Annotated in this window: 15 protein-coding genes and 1 pseudogene; 7 read left to right on the top strand and 9 right to left on the bottom strand. The window is 37.3% G+C overall.

Annotated features, from left to right (window positions below; genetic code table 11):
• Window positions 1–8 precede the first annotated feature (8 nt).
• The 5 genes from CDOM16189_RS08225 to CDOM16189_RS08205 form a co-directional block, all read right to left on the bottom strand.
• Entirely contained in the window at window positions 9–686 is a 678-nt protein-coding gene (locus CDOM16189_RS08225; protein WP_169976350.1) for a cytochrome b/b6 domain-containing protein, read from the bottom strand.
• Entirely contained in the window at window positions 679–1,026 is a 348-nt protein-coding gene (locus tag CDOM16189_RS08220) for an iron hydrogenase small subunit (protein ID WP_169976347.1), read from the bottom strand. The genes CDOM16189_RS08225 and CDOM16189_RS08220 overlap by 8 nt, the downstream gene beginning before the upstream one ends.
• 16 nt (window positions 1,027–1,042) lie before the next feature.
• Window positions 1,043–2,395: a [Fe-Fe] hydrogenase large subunit C-terminal domain-containing protein gene (locus CDOM16189_RS08215; RefSeq protein ID WP_169976345.1), complete on the bottom strand. Its 1,353-nt coding sequence runs from the start codon at window positions 2,393–2,395 to the stop codon at window positions 1,043–1,045.
• A gap of 308 nt (window positions 2,396–2,703) precedes the next feature.
• Window positions 2,704–3,234 (bottom strand): thioredoxin-dependent thiol peroxidase, encoded by a 531-nt coding sequence (gene bcp / locus CDOM16189_RS08210; protein ID WP_169976343.1) that lies wholly within the window; start codon window positions 3,232–3,234, stop codon window positions 2,704–2,706.
• On the bottom strand, window positions 3,231–3,431 hold the full coding sequence (locus CDOM16189_RS08205; protein WP_169976341.1) for a tautomerase family protein: 201 nt from the start codon (window positions 3,429–3,431) through the stop codon (window positions 3,231–3,233). The genes bcp and CDOM16189_RS08205 overlap by 4 nt, the downstream gene beginning before the upstream one ends.
• A 308-nt stretch (window positions 3,432–3,739) precedes the next feature.
• Here CDOM16189_RS08205 and CDOM16189_RS08200 point away from each other — a divergent pair, with 308 nt between their 5' ends.
• From CDOM16189_RS08200 to CDOM16189_RS08185, 4 genes are all read left to right on the top strand, one after another.
• On the top strand, window positions 3,740–5,464 hold the full coding sequence (locus CDOM16189_RS08200; protein WP_502707262.1) for an aryl-sulfate sulfotransferase: 1,725 nt from the start codon (window positions 3,740–3,742) through the stop codon (window positions 5,462–5,464).
• A gap of 85 nt (window positions 5,465–5,549) precedes the next feature.
• Window positions 5,550–6,488: a DUF3137 domain-containing protein gene (locus CDOM16189_RS08195; RefSeq protein ID WP_170000967.1), complete on the top strand. Its 939-nt coding sequence runs from the start codon at window positions 5,550–5,552 to the stop codon at window positions 6,486–6,488.
• A 102-nt stretch (window positions 6,489–6,590) separates the two neighbouring features.
• Entirely contained in the window at window positions 6,591–7,235 is a 645-nt protein-coding gene (locus CDOM16189_RS08190) for a thiol:disulfide interchange protein DsbA/DsbL (RefSeq protein ID WP_170000966.1), read from the top strand.
• Between the two features lie 3 nt (window positions 7,236–7,238).
• Window positions 7,239–7,739: a disulfide oxidoreductase gene (locus CDOM16189_RS08185; protein ID WP_170000965.1), complete on the top strand. Its 501-nt coding sequence runs from the start codon at window positions 7,239–7,241 to the stop codon at window positions 7,737–7,739.
• 116 nt (window positions 7,740–7,855) lie between these two features.
• Here CDOM16189_RS08185 and CDOM16189_RS08180 read toward each other — a convergent pair whose 3' ends face one another.
• The 4 genes from CDOM16189_RS08180 to CDOM16189_RS08165 form a co-directional block, all read right to left on the bottom strand.
• Window positions 7,856–8,545 (bottom strand): response regulator transcription factor, encoded by a 690-nt coding sequence (locus CDOM16189_RS08180; RefSeq protein ID WP_170000964.1) that lies wholly within the window; start codon window positions 8,543–8,545, stop codon window positions 7,856–7,858.
• Complete coding sequence (locus CDOM16189_RS08175) at window positions 8,542–10,200, bottom strand: cache domain-containing protein (RefSeq protein ID WP_170000963.1); 1,659 nt, start codon at window positions 10,198–10,200, stop codon at window positions 8,542–8,544. The genes CDOM16189_RS08180 and CDOM16189_RS08175 overlap by 4 nt, the downstream gene beginning before the upstream one ends.
• A gap of 67 nt (window positions 10,201–10,267) precedes the next feature.
• Entirely contained in the window at window positions 10,268–10,897 is a 630-nt protein-coding gene (gene dsbI / locus CDOM16189_RS08170; RefSeq protein ID WP_169976327.1) for a protein-disulfide oxidoreductase DsbI, read from the bottom strand.
• Between the two features lie 9 nt (window positions 10,898–10,906).
• Window positions 10,907–11,566: a thiol:disulfide interchange protein DsbA/DsbL gene (locus tag CDOM16189_RS08165; protein ID WP_170000962.1), complete on the bottom strand. Its 660-nt coding sequence runs from the start codon at window positions 11,564–11,566 to the stop codon at window positions 10,907–10,909.
• 798 nt (window positions 11,567–12,364) lie between these two features.
• On the opposite strand from CDOM16189_RS08165, the gene CDOM16189_RS08160 reads away from it, so the two are divergent.
• The 3 genes and pseudogenes from CDOM16189_RS08160 (at window position 12,365) to CDOM16189_RS08150 (ending at window position 16,948) form a co-directional block, all read left to right on the top strand.
• A complete protein-coding gene (locus CDOM16189_RS08160) occupies window positions 12,365–14,242 on the top strand; it encodes an aryl-sulfate sulfotransferase (protein WP_170000961.1) in 1,878 nt (625 codons plus the stop codon).
• A 70-nt stretch (window positions 14,243–14,312) separates the two neighbouring features.
• A pseudogene (locus CDOM16189_RS08155) lies at window positions 14,313–15,761 on the top strand (aryl-sulfate sulfotransferase); the annotation flags it as partial.
• Window positions 15,762–16,033: 272 nt separating this feature from the next.
• Complete coding sequence (locus CDOM16189_RS08150) at window positions 16,034–16,948, top strand: branched-chain amino acid transaminase (protein WP_169976323.1); 915 nt, start codon at window positions 16,034–16,036, stop codon at window positions 16,946–16,948.
• Window positions 16,949–16,964: the final 16 nt, after the last annotated feature.

Below are 16,964 nucleotides of genomic sequence, written 5' to 3'. Positions count from 1 at the left end.
AATCGCCTTTAATGAGCGGGTTTTGCAGCATCAACCGCCATAAGATCGTTTTCTACCCATTTTGGGGCGTGATGGTGCGCATCATCAAGCGGCACGTCGCCCGCGCCTATTCTAAACATAGCCTTTAGATCCTCTACGTTTATAATCGCTAGCGGCATATGCACGCAAAATGCAAGTAAGCTTGTTAGTATCGAGCCCCAAACGTGGAAGTAAAACATCCATTTAACGAAAATTTTGCCCATCGCGGCAGGATATGCATAAAGCAACCAGCCTGAAACTATAAGCCCAAATATCATAAACATAAATATAAGATAAGCAGCCTTTTGACCGGCGTTAAATCTGCCTTGAGGAGCTACCTCTTCAGGACCGAATTTGATGCCAAACAGTCTTCTTGGATATCCGCCGAAATTCTTAAACCAAGCGAAAGTATCGCGATCCCAGATGAGTAAATTTCTCATCATCAAAGCAAAACGATCGAAATTTAAGAATACAAATCCGAAGAAATTTATCGTAAATACTATGCCGATACCGATATGCCAATCCATCATAAGCTCTGAAGTAGGCTCATCTACAAGCTGAAAGTAGATCAAAACACCCGTTACGATAAGAGCTATCCAGGTGATTAAGTTTACGTTATGAAAGACCTTTTCTGATAGAGGAAATTTTAAAACTCTTTTTTCATGCATGGTTAGCTCCTTGTAAGATCAAATTTTTGCGATCGAAATAAGCATTGGTATGCAGAAGTTTTTCGGCTATCTCGCCCATCGGTTCGGTCTTTAGATCCTCGTAGGATTTCGCACAGCTTGGGTTTTGATGAGAGCTTGTAAGCTTTAAATTTTGACAGCGCTTGTCATCTTTATATAAGCCCTCTTGGCGCATTGCGATATAGGATTTGCGTCTTTTTATGATATCTGTGATGGCATATCCTGTCATTGCAACGACCGCCGTCATCACTCCACCAACTTTTAAAAAATCTCTTCTTGAGAAGATTTTGCCTACCGGTTTTTCTATGTATTGAAATTTCATCTTTTGTCCTTTAAATTTATGCTTTTAGAGGTAGAGGAAGCAATGGATGAAGCCACGACGTTCCCATAGCGTGAACCGGCTGACCACCGCCGTTTACGCAGCCTCCAGGGCAGTTCATAACCTCGATAAAGTGATATCTGTTAGAATCTTTCGTGATATGTTTTAGTATCGTGCCGAGGTTTCTTGAAGCGCCGTTTACTACCGCTACTTTAAGCTCGAGCGTCTTGCCGCCGTAGTCTTTTAAAGGGATAGGTATAACCGCTTCGGTTAAGTCTTTATCATACCCTCTTACAGGAGTTAGTTCAGGATCTCTTAACTCTTGTCCCGATAGCAAGAAATAAGCCGTTCTAAGTGCAGCCTCCATAACGCCTCCGCTATTGCCGAATATCGTTCCTGCGCCTGTATATACGTTCATTGTTTTTTCAGGATATTCATCGCTCATTTCAAGCGGATTTATGCCCTTTTTACGGAAAATTTCAGCTATATCGCGAGCCGTAAGAGTTGCGTCTATATCAGGGAAGCTCTTTGTATCCGCAGGAATTTCGCCTGTTTCTTTTAAGTACTCGTAAGCCGAGTTAAACTCAGGTCTGCTTGCTTCATAAATTTTAGCAGTACATGGTGTAACGGTCGCTACGTAGATATCGCGCGGGTCTTTGTTCCAGACAAATTTAGCCGCCCATGTTTTAGCAAGCGGTCCGCCCATTTGGATAGGTGATTTTGCACCTGAGATGTGAGGTATGAGCTCGGGATGGAAAATTTCAGCATTTCTAACCCAAGCCGGACAACAGCTCGTAAAGTGCGGGAATGGATGGTGCGAAACGTGCTCTAAATCAGCGCTTCGCTCGCCGAGTAGCCAGTATTTGATCTTTTTGATTAGCTCGGTTCCTTCTTCAAGGATAGTGTGATCGGCGGCGAAATTTACGTCGTACATATTAAAGCCCGCCATCTCAAGAGCGTTATACATCTTATTTATCGTTAGTTCGCCAGGTTTTCCGCCAAATTCTTCAGCCAAAGAGACACGAACGGCAGGAGAAGGGTGCGCTACGACAAAGGTCTTTTTGTCTTCAAGTTTGGCCATAACCTCATCAACAAAGCTCATCTGCTCGATAACGGCAAACGGACAGTTGATAAGGCACTGACCACAGGCTACGCATAAATTTTGATCTATCCTGTGTGCGATGCCTAACGAGCCTTCTATCGCATCCGTCGGACAGAAAGAGCGACAGGTGTCGCATCCGACGCAATTATCTTGATTTATCGTTATGATACCTCTAAGTTCGCCTTTGCGATAAGTGCCTTCAAATTCAGCCTCACCGCCTCTTGAATTTGCAGACGGCGGGAAGGTATTTATCTTATAAACACTCAGCATAAAACCTCCTGATATTTATTAGTACTATTATTAAATTAGTATTACTATAATAATATTAATTTAACTTTCGTGATATTGTATAGGTAGTTTTATTAAAAATAGATAAAATATAAGAATTAATATATAAAATGTATTTTACTATAAAAATACTTTTATGAAATTTAAATTTATTGTAAAATTTTTTATATTTAAATAAAATATTTTAAATTTTTACAATAAATTATATTTTATATATTAATTTAATTTTAAGATACTATGAAATATTTTTTAAAAAGGAGTCAATAAATTTGACTCCTTATAAATTTATTTTATTTAGTTAGGTCGGCAAGAACTTTTGCAGCGTGATCTTTAGCCTTTACGCTTTTATAGACTTTAGAAATTTTGCCTTTTTTATCTATCACAAAAGTTGTGCGAACTATGCCAAGATACTCTTTACCATAATTTTTACGCACCTGCCAAACTCCGTAAATTTTCGCTACCTCTTTATTTGCGTCACTTAGTAAAATGTGCCTTAAATTTTGCTTTTCTATAAAGCCCGCATGACTTTTTACACTATCTGGACTTATGCCGATTATAACTGTATCGCTTGCGATAAAATCATCATAAATAGCGCTAAATTCGCAAGCCTCGGTAGTGCATCCTGGAGTGTTGTCTTTAGGGTAAAAATAAAGCACGACATTTTTACCGATGAAATCTTTTAAATTTACACTCACACCGTCTTGATTTTCAAGGCTAAATTCAGGCGCCTTATCGCCGGCTGCGAGATTTACCTTGCGCTCGATATCCTCTTTGCTAAATTCGCTTTTTACTTCACAAGCTTCTTTTTTCTTGCAACTCATTTTTTACTCCTTAAATCTTCTAAACTAAGTCCGTTTTTGCCGATACTTTCAGCCTCAAGTGTTTCTATCATCACAAGAACCGCGGCGGGATCTTTGCCAAGTACTCTTACTAGAGTATCGGTAACTTCGGCGATGATCTGCTTTTTTTGCTCTTTTGAGGGTTCGGGGGCTGAAACTTTGATATTTACAAATGGCATTTTTTCTCCTTTAAAATTTCAGTGATTATAGCTAAAATTAATAATAAATTTAGCTTAAATAATTTTGCATATAATATTAGGTAAATTTAATCTTATAAACATAAAATACTTACTAACTCTTTGTTTTACAAATAATATTAAATTCAGTGTAAAATACTTAAAATATGCTATTAGATAGTAAAAATATATAAAATTTAAATTTATCTATAAATTAAACTATATTTTGCTTTGAATTTATTGAGAAAAGGATGAATATGAAAAGAATTTCATTAGTTTCCGCAGCTCTTGCAGTAGGCTTGTCCTCGGCTATGTTGTTTATTGTTGCTACGCCTGCAAATTCGGGAGTTTTGGCTCATCAGATCAAAAAACAAGGCGAGCTTGGGCAGGTTTTTATAAATCCATATGACGTAGCGCCGCTTACTGCTATAGTAGATCGTGCCGGCAAAGATATAACCGATATCCACGTGCGCGTACTTGGCAAGCCAAACGGAGGAGTTGATATTAACTACAACGTTTCGCAAAACGCTCTTTTAAACCACGACGGCGTGCCTATATGGGGGCTATATCCCGACTATCTGAACCAGGTTGAAGTAAGCTATGTATTTAAGAGTGAAAAGAAAAAAGAGGTATATAAAATTTACGCTCAACCGATCGTAACCTTAAGCCGAGATTTTAGATTTGAGCATATGCAAAAGAGAGTTCCAAAGAAAGTAGATCCCGAATTTAAAGATAGACTCTATCTTATCAATAATACAATTACGGGAATTTATAAGCCGTTTGACTGGCGAAGCGGATACGGCGGTGCGGCTAGCTGGAATGACTACACAGAAAACTATATCGTAGATACTACAGGCGAGGTTAGATGGTATCTTGACTATGCTAAATTTTACGATCGCCGCGAGAGAAATGTCGAAAACACAGGTATGATGATGGGGTTTCATCAGCTGCCAAACGGCGATATAAGCTTTGGAATGTCGCAAAAATATATGCGATATGATCTTATGGGCAAACAAGTTTATGAAAGAATTTTGCCACGCGGCTATATTGATTTAAGCCATGAAGTTTTGCCGATTAAGGGCGATCATTTATTACTTCGTGTAGGCAAATACAACTATTACCACAAAGGTGGACAAATTTCGCACACTATCCGCGATCATATCATTGAGCTTGACAGTACGGGTAAGGTGGTAAACGAGTGGGATCTAAACGAAATTTTCGGAAATAATGTCTATAGAAGTAACCTTATAAAGGCGCTTGATCCACGTGCGATTTGTCTAAACATCGACATGAACGCAAAGGAAATCGACACTAGCTCGGACGCTCCGTTTGGCGATAAGATCGGCACCGGCACAGGGCACAACTGGGCTCACGTAAATTCTATCTCTTATGATGTAGTCGATGAGGGTATTATTCTCTCTCTTCGCCATCAAGGTATCGTAAAAATCGGCAAAGATAAAAAGGTCAAATGGATACTGGCAAGCCCTGAGGGATGGAGTGATGACTTTAAGGCTAAAGTTTTGGTTCCTGTTGATAAAAATGGTAAAAAGATCAAATGCGAAAATTCTAAATGTGAAGGTGATTTTGACTGGTCTTGGACACAGCACACCGCTTGGCTAACGGACAGATACGAAAACAAAGGCAATATCAAGCATTTAAGCGTGTTTGATAACGGCGACGGGCGAGGTATGCAGCAGCCTGCATTCAAAGAGGATAAATACTCCCGCGCAGTTGAATACAAAATAGATGAGAAAAATTTGACCGTTGAGCAAACTTGGGAATTTGGCAAAGAGCGCGGATTTGAATTTTATAGCGCGGTTACCAGCAACACCGAGTGGCAAAAAGATAAAAAGACTTACTACATCTCAAGCTCAAACGTAAATCTGCTTCGCCCTGATAAGACTATAAAGATGGTTTTAGTTGAGATCGATCCAAAGACAAATGAAATCAAATTTGAAATGGATGTAGAGTCTGCTTCAAGAGATGACGTGGCTTATCGCTCGCTTGTTATAAATCCAAATATATTTGAATACTAACTTTTTTAACGCGGCTAAATTTGGCCGCGTTAATCCTCTTTGAGAGCTTAAATTTGATATAATTACTCAAATTTAAAGGTTGCGTTTGAAGACACTACTTGAGCTTGAAAAAGAGCGAAAACTAATACTTTCTAAATTTTTCTCATATCGCATATTTGTTACTTTCATAATATTTGTATTTATTTTTTACTTTTTGTATCAAATCTTTACCGAGGCTCCATTAAATACGCAATTTGGTTTCATAAAAGGTAAAAATTTAGGTCAAATTTTAGCCTTGATACTCTCTTTGGTTATTACTTATATCTTTTATCATAATCTTTTCTTTTATTTTGCAAAAAAGGAAAAAAGTGAATTTGCGAAAAAATATAAAAAATTTTACCTTGAGAGCTACTTTAACTCGCTTGGGTTTAAATATGAGATGAATAATCATATAAATTTATTTTATATAATGCAAAGCAGATTGTTCTTTAGCATAACCGAACAGTTTGGAAATGATCTGGTAAGCGGAGAGATAGATGGAGTCAAATTTAGCTTTAGCGACTTAAAATTAATCGGTAAAGATAGTTTCTTTAATCCAGCAACTATGGAACAAGAGAGTGTTGAAGTAAGTTTTTTTAAAGGGATATTTTTTATGGCTGATTTTAATAAAAAGATAGAATCAAAAACCTTTGTGCTAGCAAAAGGCAAGCCGCATGATCCCCTAGCTAAACGATTTATCGTTGATAATGCTGAATTTAACGAACTTTTTAGAGTTTATACAACCGATATCCAAAATGCAATGTATATACTAAGTCCGGCTTTAATGGAGGCTATTGTAAAGCTTGCTAAGTATATGAGAGTTCCTATTGGATTAAGCTTTGTTGACGGGCGAATTTATATAAGGATTGATAGAGGCATTGATAGCTTTGAGCCTGATATTCATAAGAACATTGTAAGTAAAAAATTAGACAAAAAGATAAAAGCCGATTTAGATGGCATGTTTGACATTATTAGGATATTAAAATTAACTAAAATTTATAGTTGATTTATACGGATTATTTGCGAATTTGGCAGATAATGTTTTAACCTCAAATTTATCATTTCTTTTATAGTATTTCATAAAATATCAGGACTAATAAGGAGTTGTATGAAAATTTTTACTAAATTTATAAAGGTTTTGGCTACACTTGGGCTTTTTAGCTCCTGCGCTTTTGCTCTAACCGACGGGATAGAATATAAGGTGCTCGAAAGACCGCTTTCGGTAGGCGATAATACTCTTACTAAAGTATTTAGCTACGCTTGCTCGCACTGCTATAAATTTGATAAAGGCGTAACTCAAAAAGTAATGTCTAAACTTGATGGAGTTAAATTTATACCTTATCATCTAAAGTCAAAAGGTGAATTTGGCGAGACTGTGAGCGGAATTTTAGCCTCTATGATCTCACTTGATGAGGAGAAAAATATAGGCTATTTTGATGATAAATCTCTGTTTAAAAGAGCAAAATTTGCCATTTATAGATCATATCACGACAAAAATGATCAATTTAATGATAAAAACGAGTATATAAATAAAATTTTAAAAGATGCCAAGGTAAATAGAAGTGATTACGAAAATGCCCTAAAATCCGCAAGAGCGCAAGAAATTTTAGCTGGTTGGGACGATAGCTATTCGGTTGCTGTTTTAAGTGGAGTACCCGCTTTTGTCGTAAATGGAAAATATCTAATTAATCTAGATGCGGCTTATTCGATAGATAAATTAATTGAAATTATAAAAGAACTTTTGGGAAAGTAGATTATGGATTATAATAAAGATAATAAAGGTTTTGTCTGCTGGATATATAACTTTCAGCGCACAAGGAAGCCTTGGATGGCTCTGTTTTTAGTATGTATCGGTTTGCTTGTCGGATCATTTTTTTGTGGCGCCTCAGATCCTCTTAGTATGATTATTCGATCTATTTTGGCGATTATTTTACTTGGTGCTATTATTGCCATGATAGAGCCTAAATCTTTTGCGGTAAAATTAATAGCCTATATTTTTATATTTTTAGGTGTTATTTTCGGACTTAGTTATACAAATGAGAGCGAGACACTATCTTTGGAAAATTTCTCATTCCCATTTGGACTACCTCTTAATGAGTGGATGCCAGCTATTTTTTTGCCTAAAAGTGCCGAGATTAGTAGTTCTTTGTCAGTAATAGGCTTTATCGGTTTTGCATTTATTGGAGCGGTGTTTTTGGTCATGATCTTAAGTTGGTTCGTTTATAACGCAAGAAGTAGCGAGATAAATCCTATCTAGCATCAAAATTTTGTATTTGATAGCCCGCTAAATTTAATTAGCCAATGTTTTTGCCCGTTTTATTTATCAAGCGGGCAAATTTCTTTTAAATTTCCAATTAAATTTTGCAAGCCCTTTTATTCTTTTTGGCTTGCTACTAGGATGTAACCCGCTTCTGAGATATTTTTAAATTTTATCCCAAGCTCTCGCTTTAGACGCAAGATGATATTTTGTATAGCACCCTTGCTTACGGCTTCGTTTTCATAGACGAATTCCTCTATCATCTCGTAGCTAACGAGCTTGTTTAAGTTGTACGCAAAGAGCCAGAAAAATTTATTTTGCAAGTATGTCAGATAAATTTCCTCTCCGTTTTTATAAATTTTCTCCTCTTTTAAATTTATGCTTATTTCGTCGCTGATTTTGATTAATTTTTCGTCTTTTTCGTAGGTTAACGCAATTATCATTGAGCGAAGATCTTTGATGTCGATAGGTTTTTTTAAAAATAGCGCAGCGCCTTGTTCTATGCTTTTTATCAAGTTCATATCCGTATCGTAAGAGGTAAAGACGATGAATTTTTGATGAGGTTTAAGCCTTGAAATCTCTTTCATCATCTCAAATCCGTTCATTATAGGCATATGGATATCTGTTATGACGATGTCTGATTTTTGTTTTTTAAAGCATTCAAGCCCCTCGCATCCGTCCGCGGCGACTCTAACGCTAGCGCAATAGGGCTTTAGCCCGCTTGCTATGAGCTCTCTTGACATATCGTCGTCTTCAACGATCAAAATCGATAGCTTTTTTAGTAATTTTAAAGATTCGTTATTCATTTATCGCCCTTTAAATCAACATCGAAATTTAACTCAAATACCGTAGGAAGCGCTCTATTTACAAGCTTAATATCTCCGTTTATCTTTCTGTTGGCAAGCTTTTTAGCGAAGTACAGCCCTATGCCGCTGCCTTGTTTTTTAGTAGTTTTTGGCTCATCAAATATCTTGCGGCTCATCGCTTCGCTCACTCCGATTCCAAATTCGATGACCTCTATATAGCACCTGTTTTCATCGAATTTTACATCTATTTGCACTCTTCTTGACTTGATATCGTCTTTAAATTTATCCACCAAAGCGTCTTTTGCATTGTGGATTAAGATAAGTAAAATTTGCTGGATTATATTTTCTATCTGATTTACTTTTTTATCTTGAAATTCGCTTAAAACCACATGCACATTGGCTCTTGTAAGCTCGGTGTGCATAAGAGTTAAGAGATTTTTAATGCTCTGCTTGACGCTAAATTCTCTTATGTTTTCGCTTGTTTTGTAAAAATTTCTAAAGATATCTATCGTATTGCTTAGTAGCAATATGGACTTTTGCCCTTTTTCAAGTATGTTTTGCAGCATCTGCTCGTCAAGATTGCCTTCTCGCTTTAGCATAAGCAACGTTGATATGGCTAAATTTAGCGAATTTACCGGTTGAATGAACTGATGATTTATCCCGCTTATGAGCTCGCCCGCTTCGCTCATCTTGGCTTTGTGCGCAAGAATGGCTTCGTATTCATCCTGACGCTTTTTGATCTTGGCATACATAAAGTTATGAAGCGAGTTTGCGATAAAGGCAAGCGCGATAAACGCAAAAAGTAACGTAAGTGCGTTTTTGGTCGTTGCTCCAAGCAGCTCTTTTGTCTCTTTTGCGTTGTCCGTGCCTGCGCCTATGAACCAATTAAGCGAGGGAATTTCCGCAATGGATATGAAATTTGAATCCACAACTATGCTGCTTATGTCCTCATCTTTTAAAAACAGCTCTTGAAATTTATCCTCAATTTGCGCTTTGAACTTTTCATCTTTCATCTTTGTTAAAATTTCGCCGCTGTGCGTTACGATAAAGGAATATGAGTTGGGAGGAAGCTTGAAGTTGCTTATGTTGTCAAATATGCTTTTTACTTTGACTACTCCGCATAAAACGGCTGCAAATTTACCGTTTTTGTAGTTTGGTACGCATAAATTTAAAGTCTCTTGCTCTAAAATCGTATGCTCGGGCATAAAATTTACTGTAGGTTTGTTGCTATTTTTTGTCTCCAGATACCAGATAAGGCTAAGTCTGGAATTTATCTCTTTGGGGCTTTTTGGAAATTTTTCGCCGTTTATGTAGATCTCTCCGTCGTCTTTTAAAAGCTGAACCAGATCAAATTCACCCAAATCGCCCAAAAAGGCTTGAGTAAATTTCTTAATACTCTCTTCATCGTCTAAAATATCGGCATTTTGTATAAGCTTAGAGGCTTTCACAAGAGAATTTATCCTCTCATCAAGCCAAATTTGAAATATCTGCACGATATTTTCGCTAGTGGCTATTTTGTTTGTATTTGAAAGGGTTGCGATGTGGTGTTTGGCGTTTTTATATACGTTTGCGCCAAGAAGTATCACAAACAGGCTGGATAGGATTATGATGATATAAATTTTGAAGTTGTATCTGTTAAATATATCAATACCCACCGGACTACTCCTTGTTTAGGCAAGCAGTATATCTAAAAAGGTCTGAAAATTCAGACCTTTTATTAGATTATTTAGGGTTTTTAACTAAGGTTATGACTTTAGATACCGCCATTGTAAGCAGGATTATAAAGCATAGACCAAAGCCAAGAAGCGTGCAGTCCGCCATTGACATGAAGTGCTTTGAAGGGATTAGATACCAGCCGTCTTGATATAAGTCTACAAGGTATTTTTGTAATCCGCTTAAAGCCACTCCGTCGGGAACTATAGGGTTATCGTATCCGCAATCTCCCGTAGGCAAAAACCAGTCAGGCGCCCATTTGTGAAGCGGTAGGTTAAACGGATATACGGGATCCGTTGAGCATCCTTGAACTCCAAAAGGATCGTCGCTATGAACTGCGGTGTGAATTTTGGCTAGCTTAACGCTATACATTATCCCTTGGATCGCTCCCCAAAACGCAAACATATATCCTATAAACGCAAGAACTAAATTTTTAGGATTGATAGCCGCTACCAAACCGCCAAATGCCATACATAAAAAAGCAAATCTTATATATACGCACTGTTCGCAAGGCGGCATATAGACGTACTTTTGAAAGAGCGAGTGCGCCAGCAAAACCAGCGCAATGCTCGCAAAAGCCATCAGCAGCCAAGGAAATCTAGTATCCTGCCAAGCTGAAATTTTATTTACTATATTCATCTTGAAAGCCTATTTTTTAAGCAACTCTTCTATAAGCTTGGCAAAGCCGTCTACCGAAGTGATGGTGCTTGTGTAGATAAGGTATTTGCCGTCTACTACAAACGCAGGAACGCCTTGAATTTTAGCCACTTCGTAAAACTCGTCCCATTTTTTAAGAAGTTCGATTACTTTTGGATTCTCAAGCTCTTTGTTGTATTCATCCATGCTCATTCCGGCAGCATCAAGCCCTGTTTTTATGAAGGCTTCGGGATTTTTGCCGTCGTTCCATCTCTCTTTTTTATCGTGATATGCTTTGTAGTAGGCAAATTTCGCTTTTTTGAACATTGAGTTATCATCAAGTAAATTTACCCCTTTTTCTTGGTCTTTAACCACCAAAACGGCAAGAACTTTGCTCGCAGCCTCTCCGTATTCGGCCTTGGTTTTTAAGTGATACGGCACGTATTTTAGGCCGGATACTTTTTCAACCACTTTTGGAGTTACGCTTTTATCGTATTTGTAGCAAAACGGGCAAGCGTAGCTAAAAACTTTAGTTAGAGTTCCCTTCTCTACACTTAGAGGTTTTTCAAGAACCATATAATCCTTACCTTCTGTAAAAGCGTTAGCACTTACGGCGCCAAAAAGCGCAACTGCAGCTAAAATTTTAGTTGTTTTTGTAAGTAGAGATTTCATCTAAACTCCTTTAGAATAAATTTGATATTGTAATTTTATACAACCTAACTTCCACAAAAATAACACGAAAATAAATTTAAGATAAATTTAGTAGTTAATATTAATATATAAAATTAGATTATACACTTAAAATCTATTTAAATTTTTATCGGTTTGTTTTAATGAATTCCATAGACTAGAAGTTGCTTTTTATTAATATCAAAAAAGTTTTTATGCAATGTGTAAAATTTTTAATCAACACTTTTCTCATAACTGAAATTTTATAATCTTTAATATATATAAAATTTATTTTTTAATTTAATTTTATGCCTATATATCTAAAATTTATATAATCTACCGGTAATTATAGTCATATAAACAAAAGTTTTTTAAGGAAAAAATAATATAAATTTGTTCTCAAATTTAAGAATTGTATGTGCTGATAAAGGCACAACCATTATTTGGTAGCATTTAAATTTATATAATTTTATTAGCTTGATTATTTTTTAGATATTTTGTTGCATTAATTTATAATTAGGTATTTTAGTTATATTTTAATGATAAAATTCAGTTCAAATTTTAATAACCGTTCGCAAATTTAAATTTTATAAGAAGTTTATATTATGTAAAATTATTTAAAGATATTTTAATATTTGTGTGATTTTTATGTTAGTAAATTTTTTTAAAATTACACTAATAAAATTTTATAAGAAATAGTATTAAAAAAGTCAAAAAAGATATCTTGCATTCTATCCTAACAAGTAGATTTGATAAATTTTGCTTTAGGTAAAATTTACAAAATCTATTAAAGGAGTCCGTATGAAGGCTAGAAATTTACTTTCATCAATTGTTGTAGCAGGGCTACTAGTCGGAGGCTTAACTACTTCTTCTCTTGCTATAGGCGGTCCAAGCGGTCCAAAGAATGATTATCAACAACAAGGCAAGCTTGGAGTTGTTAAGATGAATCCTTACGGATACGCACCTTTGACAGCTATCATCACTAACGGCGGCTATGTTTTATCAGGCGTTAAAGTAACTATCGTTCCAAAACCAGGGGGTCAAACTATCAGCTATAAGGTAGATAACCAAACGGTAAAAACTTACGGCGGTATCCCGGTTTTTGGGCTATATCCGTCTTATAAGAATACGGTTGAAGTTACTTATACTAAATCAGCCATGGGCTTTAAGGATGAAACTATTACCGAAAAGTATCAAGTAACGACAGGCGGTATAGGACTTACTCCGTCAGGACTTACTATGCAAACGGGAGTTCCTTTTGAAAAAGTAACCGTTGTAAAAGCAGACAAGGAATTTGCAGATAGGCTATATCTTATAAACAACGTTCCTGGAAAAGCTCCGGGCAGAAGCTCTCAAGCCGTTTGGAATAACCCTGCGGGCGGCGCTTTGGAGTGGAATGACGCTTCAAATTCATTTATAGTAGATACAAAAGGCGAGGTTAGATGGTATTTTGACTCAGACAAGCTTTTGGATTTTGGCAATATCTATAGAACCGGTATTCAAATGGGATTTAGGCAAGATAATGACGGAGCTCTTGCTTGGGGCTTTGGACAAAGATATGTTAAATACGATTTGATGGGAAGACAAATTTTTGATCGCCAGCTTCCGCTTGCTTATAACGACTTCTCTCACTCTTTAAATAACGCACAAAACGGCAACTATCTATTAAGAGTCGGCTCATCTAACACAAAACGCCCTGACGGTAAAAACGTTAGAACCGTTAGAGATACGATAGTAGAGGTTGATAAAGACGGATACGTCGTAGACGATTGGAGACTTTATGAGATCATGGATCCTTATAGAGCCGATGCTATCATGGTTCTTGACCAAGGAGCCGTTTGCTTAAACGTTGATGCTTCTCAAGCTGGACATACTATAGGAGCTGACGAGCTAGCTAAACTTGATGAAAATAATCAATTTGGCGATATAGCAGGAACGGGAATAGGCAGAAACTGGGCTCACGTAAACAGCGTTGATTATGATCCAAATGATGATTCTATAGTAGTTTCCAGCCGCCACCAAAATGCGATGGTAAAAATCGGACGTGATAAGAAAATCAAATGGATAGTCGGTCCTCATAAAGGTTGGGGTGAGAAATTTAAAAAATACCTATTGCAGCCTGTCGATAGCAAAGGAAACAAAATCGTTTGCGAGGACGAGTATAGCAAATGCCCTGGATACACAAACGAAAAAGGCGGATTTGACTGGACTTGGACACAACATACGGCGTTTATTATCGATTCAAAAACAAATAAAGACATCCTTTATCTAGCCGCTTTTGATAACGGAGATAGCCGCGGCATGGAACAACCTGCTCTTGCTAGTATGAAGTATTCACGCGGTGTTGTTTATAAGATAGATCAAAACAAAATGACTATAGAGCAAGTTTGGGAATACGGCAAACAAAGAGGCGGAGATTGGTTTAGTGCGGTTACGAGCCTTACTGAATACCATGACGATAAAGACTCATTGCTAGTTTATTCTGCAACGGCGGGCATGCAGTTTGACTTGTCAAAAGGTGTTCCTGTAGGAGAGCCTGCTCCTGAGTTGCTTGAGTTTAAGTGGGGATCTACCGAGCCTGGTCTTCAAATGAAATTTGAAGGAACAGGCATAGGATATCAAGCTATACCTATACATCTTGATAAAGCATTTGACCGCAAAGTTAAAAGCAAAAAATAATAACTACTGAAATTCCCTCCCCCAAGATCTTCTTGGGGGATATACTAAAATTTATAATTTAAAACATAGCATAGATTACGCTATTGCGGGAAAACTGGGAGAAGTTGTAGTAAATCCTTATGATAGCGCACCTTTAACGGCTGTTATTAAAAACTGCGGATACGACATAAAAGACGCCAAAATAACTATCGTCCCAAAACCTGGCGGACAATTAATAAGCTATGACGTAGCCAACAAGCACCTTCGCACTCACGGCGGAATTCCCGTATTTGGCATGTATGCCGACTATCAAAATACGGTTGAAGTAGAATATACAAAAACTTATAAAGGCAAAGAAGAGAGGATAAAAGAGACGTATAAAATTTACGCTCCGGCTATCTATCTTGAGGCTACGGGACATCCAAGCCAAAAGGGAGCTTTATTTGATAAGATCGAAGTTATAAAAGCTCCAAGCAAGAAATTTGAAAATAGACTTTACTATGTAAATAACTTCTATAATAAAACGGGCAAAGGCACTAAAGTGGTTTGGAACAACCCTGCAGGCGGAGCTCTTGAGTGGAACTATACGCCTAGCAACTTTATTCTTGATACTAAAGGTGAAGTTAGATGGTATCTTGAGCCTAGCAAAATTTACGACCTTAAAAAGCCTTTTAACGCAGGCGTTATGATGGGCTTTAAACAAAACAAAGACGGAGCTATCACTTGGGGATATGGACAAAGATACGTTAAATACGATATCTTAGGACGCGAAATTTTTAACCGCGAACTTCCTGAAATGGGGGTGATATCGTAAGAAGTGGGCCGGGACGTAACTGGGCTCATGTAATATAGTGTGGATCACGACCCGAGTGATGATAGTATCATCATAAGCTCACGCCATCAAAATGCGGTTATTAAAATCGGACGCGACAAGAAAGTTAAGTGGATAATCGGCGGACATAAAGGCTGGGGCGATAAATTTAAAGACGCTCTTTTACAGCCTGTAGATAAAAACGGCAAAAAGATCGTTTGCCAAGACGATTATACAAAATGCCCGGGATATGAAAGCGACACAGGCGGGTTTGACTGGCAATACACTCAGCACACCGCATTTAGAATCGATAGCAAATCCAAAAAAGGCATAGTGTATCTAACCGTATTTGATAACGGCGACAGTAGAGGATTTGAGCAACCTGCAATAGCGGGCATGAAATACTCCCGTGCTGTAGTTTATAAGGTAGATGAGAAGGCTAAAACCGTAGAGCAAGTTTGGGAATACGGCAAGCAAAGAGGAGCTGATTGGTATAGCTCGGTAACCAGCCTTGCTGAGTACCAAGACGACCTTGATAGCGTATTTGCTTATTCGGCAGTTGCCGGAATGCAGTTTGACATCGCAGCGGGCAAACCTGTAGGCGTACCAAGTCCGCATATTAATGAATTTGAATGGGGTGCAAAAGAGCCTTCAATCGAGATTAAAATGACAAACGCTATGGGTTATCAAGCATTTCCGTTTAGTATAGAAAAGGCATTCTCTAAATAATACTCCCGATTTGAGCTAAGCGATACTGCTTGGCTCTTTAATTTTTCTTTTAAATTTATCTTGAATTGAATGTCCTTATTGGATTTTTATCTTTGGAATTTTTCTTTTTTATATTCTTAAATTTGTAAATTTTATTTGTAGGTGTCGCTATATGATTTACTTTTGTATTTACAAGGGTTTAATGGAGCTTTTTCGTGTTTATTTACAAAACAATTAAATTTTAAAGATTATTTTGCTAAACTCCGTAAATTTTACAAGATGAAAGGCACAAGATGAATGCTTCGGAATTTATCTGGATGGATGGAAAATTAATAAAATGGGATGAGGCTAAAGTTCATGTTTTAACTCACTCGCTTCACTATGCAAATGCCGTATTTGAAGGCACAAGGGCTTATAAAACCGATAAAGGTTTAGCGATTTTTCGTTTACAAGATCACACAAACAGGCTTTTAAAGTCTGCAAAAATGACAATTTTAAACTGCACTTATACTCAAAAAGAGCTTGAAAACGCACAAATAGAGCTCTTAAGAGCAAATAAATTTAACGGCAACGTATATATTCGCCCGATTATATTTTTAGGTTACGGCATAATGGGGCTAGCTCACACAAAAGCTCCCGTTCAAACCGCAATCGCAGCTTGGGAGTGGGGTGCTTATCTTGGTGATGAAGGGCTTGAAAAGGGCATTAGAGTTAAAATTTCAAGCTTTGCCAAGCTAAATCCGGCCGGTCAAATGAATAGAGCAAAGGCAAGCTCAAACTACCTAAGCTCGCAAATGGCAAATTACGAAGCAAAAGATGCGGGTTACGATGAGGCGCTTCTTTTAGATGGCGAAGGCTTCGTGGCTGAGGGTCCTGGCGAGTGCTTTTTCATCGTGGAAAACGGCACTATCGTAACTCCTCCAAATGATAATAGCCTAGCAAGCATTACTCAAGATACCGTTATCAAGATCGCAAAAGATTTAGGTTATGAAGTTCGCCGCGAGCGAATTACTAGAGATCAGGCTTACGTAGCCGATGAGGCTTTCTTTACGGGAACGGCGGCTGAGGTAACTCCGATAAGCAGTATTGACGCTAGAGTTATTGGAAGTGGAAAACGTGGCGAAGTCACTAAAAAACTGCAAGATGCTTATTTTGACGTAGTTTACGGACGAAATCAAAAATATGCTTCAATGCTAACTTATATTTAAAATTCTAAACAAGGAT

The organism is Campylobacter sp. RM16189 (assembly GCF_012978815.1).
Lineage (GTDB): Bacteria > Campylobacterota > Campylobacteria > Campylobacterales > Campylobacteraceae > Campylobacter_A.
This window is presented reverse-complemented; position numbering and strand designations above follow the sequence as displayed.

Excerpts from the sequence above, each read along its gene's own strand:
- CDOM16189_RS08225 (WP_169976350.1), bottom strand. The coding sequence starts at position 686 with ATGCATGAAAAAAGAGTTTTAAAATTTCCTCTATCAGAAAAGGTCTTT.
- CDOM16189_RS08220 (WP_169976347.1), bottom strand. The coding sequence starts at position 1,026 with ATGAAATTTCAATACATAGAAAAACCGGTAGGCAAAATCTTCTCAAGA.
- CDOM16189_RS08215 (WP_169976345.1), bottom strand. The coding sequence starts at position 2,395 with ATGCTGAGTGTTTATAAGATAAATACCTTCCCGCCGTCTGCAAATTCA.
- bcp (WP_169976343.1), bottom strand. The coding sequence starts at position 3,234 with ATGAGTTGCAAGAAAAAAGAAGCTTGTGAAGTAAAAAGCGAATTTAGC.
- CDOM16189_RS08205 (WP_169976341.1), bottom strand. The coding sequence starts at position 3,431 with ATGCCATTTGTAAATATCAAAGTTTCAGCCCCCGAACCCTCAAAAGAG.
- CDOM16189_RS08200 (WP_502707262.1), top strand. The coding sequence starts at position 3,740 with ATGTTGTTTATTGTTGCTACGCCTGCAAATTCGGGAGTTTTGGCTCAT.
- CDOM16189_RS08190 (WP_170000966.1), top strand. The coding sequence starts at position 6,591 with ATGAAAATTTTTACTAAATTTATAAAGGTTTTGGCTACACTTGGGCTT.
- CDOM16189_RS08185 (WP_170000965.1), top strand. The coding sequence starts at position 7,239 with ATGGATTATAATAAAGATAATAAAGGTTTTGTCTGCTGGATATATAAC.
- CDOM16189_RS08180 (WP_170000964.1), bottom strand. The coding sequence starts at position 8,545 with ATGAATAACGAATCTTTAAAATTACTAAAAAAGCTATCGATTTTGATC.
- dsbI (WP_169976327.1), bottom strand. The coding sequence starts at position 10,897 with ATGAATATAGTAAATAAAATTTCAGCTTGGCAGGATACTAGATTTCCT.
- CDOM16189_RS08165 (WP_170000962.1), bottom strand. The coding sequence starts at position 11,566 with ATGAAATCTCTACTTACAAAAACAACTAAAATTTTAGCTGCAGTTGCG.
- CDOM16189_RS08160 (WP_170000961.1), top strand. The coding sequence starts at position 12,365 with ATGAAGGCTAGAAATTTACTTTCATCAATTGTTGTAGCAGGGCTACTA.
- CDOM16189_RS08150 (WP_169976323.1), top strand. The coding sequence starts at position 16,034 with ATGAATGCTTCGGAATTTATCTGGATGGATGGAAAATTAATAAAATGG.